The 3,194-nt window shown below is 67.0% G+C and carries 4 protein-coding genes; 1 reads left to right on the top strand and 3 read right to left on the bottom strand.

Features of this window, described 5'->3' with window-relative positions; genetic code table 11:
* Positions 1 to 611: 611 nt before the first annotated feature.
* The gene (locus tag ABIA70_RS21600; protein ID WP_354149643.1) at positions 612 to 1,040 is read right to left on the bottom strand and encodes a hypothetical protein; all 429 of its coding nucleotides are present in this window, start codon (positions 1,038 to 1,040) and stop codon (positions 612 to 614) included.
* A 414-nt stretch (positions 1,041 to 1,454) separates the two neighbouring features.
* On the opposite strand from ABIA70_RS21600, the gene ABIA70_RS21595 reads away from it, so the two are divergent.
* Positions 1,455 to 1,700 carry a hypothetical protein gene (locus tag ABIA70_RS21595; protein WP_354149642.1) on the top strand — a complete coding sequence of 82 codons (246 nt, stop codon included), beginning with the start codon at positions 1,455 to 1,457 and terminating at the stop codon, positions 1,698 to 1,700.
* A gap of 85 nt (positions 1,701 to 1,785) precedes the next feature.
* Here ABIA70_RS21595 and ABIA70_RS21590 read toward each other — a convergent pair whose 3' ends face one another.
* Together ABIA70_RS21590 and ABIA70_RS21585 are read right to left on the bottom strand one after the other, a co-directional pair.
* A complete protein-coding gene (locus tag ABIA70_RS21590; protein WP_301231293.1) occupies positions 1,786 to 1,941 on the bottom strand; it encodes a hypothetical protein in 156 nt (51 codons plus the stop codon).
* Positions 1,942 to 2,125: 184 nt separating this feature from the next.
* A complete protein-coding gene (locus ABIA70_RS21585; protein ID WP_354149641.1) occupies positions 2,126 to 3,103 on the bottom strand; it encodes a DUF4192 family protein in 978 nt (325 codons plus the stop codon).
* Between the last annotated feature and the right edge of the window lie 91 nt (positions 3,104 to 3,194).

Below are 3,194 nucleotides of genomic sequence, written 5' to 3'. Positions count from 1 at the left end.
TCATGGTGTTGCTCCTTGTGCAGAGGATTCCGGTGGGTGGGGCGGCTCAGGTGACCGGCCAGCTTCCCCTCTCCCCCCGTTGTTTTTTGGTTGCTGGCAAGCTCGCTTGCTCGGCGGCCGACGGAGCCCTGTCTACCCGCAGGGCAAGGTGCCGGAAATTCCCGGAGGAAATCAGCGACGCAGGAGCGCCGGAGGGACATTTCCTGCACCGCAGGCCCCGACGAAGGAGGGGCTAGACGGGGTGGAGCGGACGCCTAGAATCCGAAGGACAGCAACCAAAAGACGTCGTAGACAAGACAGGGCCAGGGCGGGCCGGAGCCCTGCGACGGACAGCACTGGACCCAACAGCCGGCCGCGCCAGCGGACGCCCGAATGGGTGCGAGCCCTGCGAGCATGCCCCTTGCTTCGTCTCCCCCTGGATCCGCCCATGCCGGCCCCGCTCTTAGCCTGGCCGGCCCGCTGGCTGTTCCACCGGCGGTCCTTCACCGAAATGGCGGTCCGCCGCCGGTGACCACCAGCGACAGCCAACCACCGGCGGCGGACCGCCCGAACCTTTCGGCTAGAGCGGCACTTGCCGGGCGGTGGTTCCGCCCGGCAAGGTAACAGCCGGTTTAGGCGACGTTGGCCATGTACGGCATCCGGTACCGGCTGGGAAGTTCCGCGGCGGCTTCGGGCAGGTCGTCCGGTCCGTGGGCCTGGCCGTTCACCCAGTGGAAGAACGCCTGCTCGGTGATCGCGTCCCATTGGCGGGCCTTGGTCCGGTAGAACGTGCAGCTCACGTCTCCCTCGCAGTAGGTGGCGACGCCGAACAGGTTCCCGATGCTGTCAGCGGTGCGGGTGGCGGCGACCATGACGTAGGGCCAGTTGCCGAGGTCCCAGCCGTCACTGCCCCAGCTGGGGATGACGGCCCAGCCGTGTTCGCCGATGAGTTCCATCCAGTCGTAGCCGCCGTTCTCGTGGTAATCGCCCAGCACGGTCACGCCGTCGATGGTTTCCCCGGTGTCCTGGGTGGTCACCGTCTTGGTGGTTATTGCGTTCATGGTGTTGCTCCTTTTGCAGAGGATTCCGGTGGGTGGGGCGGCTCAGGTGACCGGCCAGCTTCCCCTCTCCCCCCGTTGTTTTTTGGTTGCTGGCAAGCTCGCTTGCTCGGCGGCCGACGGAGCCCTGTCTACCCGCAGGGCAAGGTGCCGGAAATTCCCGGAGGAAATCAGCGACGCAGGAGCGCCGGAGGGAAATTCCTGCACCGCAGGCCCCGACGAAGGAGGGGCTAGACGGGGTGGAGCGGACGCCTAGAATCCGAAGGACAGCAACCAAAAGACGTCGTAGACAAGACAGGGCCAGGGCAGGCCGGAGCCCTGCGACGGACAGCACTGGACCCAACAGCCGGCCGCGCCAGCGGACGCCCGAATGGGTGCGAGCCCCGCGAGCATGCCCTTCCTGAGTAGGGTGAGGGCATGACTGAGCCGGTTCCGCGTGATAGCCGCCCGGTCCGTGCGGGGCGCGGTGCCGGGCTGGATTCCCCGCGGGTCCTCCGGGTCCTGGCCGTCGTTTTCACCGTTGCCGCAGCTGGGGCGCTGGCGCTGGTAGTTCTCGATCTTGTGATTGCCCGGCCGGCAGCGGGCGATGTCTTCATTACCGCCCTGAATGCCCTGGCGGCGTTCCTGTTGTGGCGCCGGGTGTTGGAACAATCCCGGGCATGAGGAAAGGCCGGCACCGAAGTGCCGGCCTTTCGCCGTTTCCCTCTGCAAAGGAAATTTGGGTGGGCAGCGTCTCGCTGCCTGGTCGTTAGAGGTTGTGGTGTTCCTGGGCCCAGCCGATGTTCGCGGGCCCGGTTGGTTCGCCGGCGGTGAGCAGGCGAATCTCGATGACGTCTTCAGCCAGGCTGGGCTCGGCCGCCGGCTTGTCGTCGTCGGTCAGGATGTATTCGGTTCCCATGCTCACGCTTCCTGGTCGGTGCAGTGTTCCTGGGGTTCACTGTAGCCGTGGTTTCTACACGCTAGCTGGGTTCCGAGCTGCGCCCGCGCGAGCGTCCGGCGGCCGGCGGAGCGCAGCGGGGGAGGCCGCCCCGCCACCGGCAAAAGGCCGGACCGGGATCTCGTGGTGATCCCGGCCCGGCCCTGTCCGGTTAGTTGTTGTGGCGCTGGTAGGAGGTTTCCGGGTCGCGGGCGACCTCTGCGACTGAGCCGCGGTTGATCAGTTCCAGCAGCAGCCCTGCCAGCCGGAACCCGGGGGCGTCCGTGTCCGCGTGCTTGAGGTACCGGGCCGCTTGGGTGCCGTTGCCTTTGAGCCATTCCAGCCACCCCATCAGGGCCAGCATCGGTGCGCGCTGGCCTGCCGGGACTGCCTTCATCAGCTCGAACGCGATGGACTGGGCCCGGTCCACCCGGTTCCAGTCCGGGCGTCCGGTGAAGGTCCCGAGGATGACGTCGGCGAAGTTGCCGTTCTGGGTGGTGATGGTCTCGCGGAACAGGAAGTCCCGGACCATCTTGTGCTGGAAGGCTCCCGCGATGCTCCGGGCCGTGTCGTGGTCGGGGGTCCCGGTGCCGTCCAGCACGGCCGCCCACTCGGCGCAGGCTTCCTCAATGTCCGCCTCCGTGCCTTCGGGTGCCTGCACCGGCATGGCCCACGTGCCCAGCAGGGCGGGGTTGTAGACGTCGATGTCCGTGGCGCTGCCAAAGAAGGTGAACGTCGCGTTGGCTTCGCTGTCGGTGATCTGCTCCAGCGGGTGCTCCTCGTCCGCGCCGAACTCCGTCCAGTGAGTGGAGGTCACGAGCCAGACGTTGCGCACGGGCATCCGGGCTGCGGCCAGCTCGGACACCAGCGCGGCGACGTGCGCGGCGTAGGGGTAGCTGTCCTGGTTCTCGTCGGTGTAGACGACGAGATAGGACGCCGTTGCCTTGTCATCGTTGGCGGCGTGGCTGGTCAGCGTCTGCGCGTAGTTGACCGGCTCGACGTGTTCGGGTGCATCTACCCGCAGGCTCGCACCGAGGGCACCGCCATTGGCGGTGAGAACCACGAATGATTCCGAGGGCGTGATGCCCAGCAGGTGCGGGATGGTCGCCAGCAGGTCGGCGGGGCCGGTGAGGTTGATCTTTTCAATCATGGTGTTGCTCCTTGTGCAGAGGATTCCGGTGGGTGGGGCGGCTCAGGTGACCGGCCAGCTTCCCCTCTCCCCCCGTTGTTTTTTGGTTGCT

Origin of the sequence: Arthrobacter sp. 754, from assembly GCF_040548695.1 — a bacterium.
Classification (GTDB): Bacteria; Actinomycetota; Actinomycetes; order Actinomycetales; family Micrococcaceae; genus Arthrobacter.
Note: the sequence above shows the minus strand (reverse complement) of the source record. Positions and strands in the feature narration are given on the sequence as shown.

What these genes read in the sequence shown, in the direction of transcription:
- ABIA70_RS21600 (WP_354149643.1), bottom strand. Translation starts at nt 1,040, where the DNA reads ATGAACGCAATAACCACCAAGACGGTGACCACCCAGGACACCGGGGAA.
- ABIA70_RS21595 (WP_354149642.1), top strand. Translation starts at nt 1,455, where the DNA reads ATGACTGAGCCGGTTCCGCGTGATAGCCGCCCGGTCCGTGCGGGGCGC.
- ABIA70_RS21585 (WP_354149641.1), bottom strand. Translation starts at nt 3,103, where the DNA reads ATGATTGAAAAGATCAACCTCACCGGCCCCGCCGACCTGCTGGCGACC.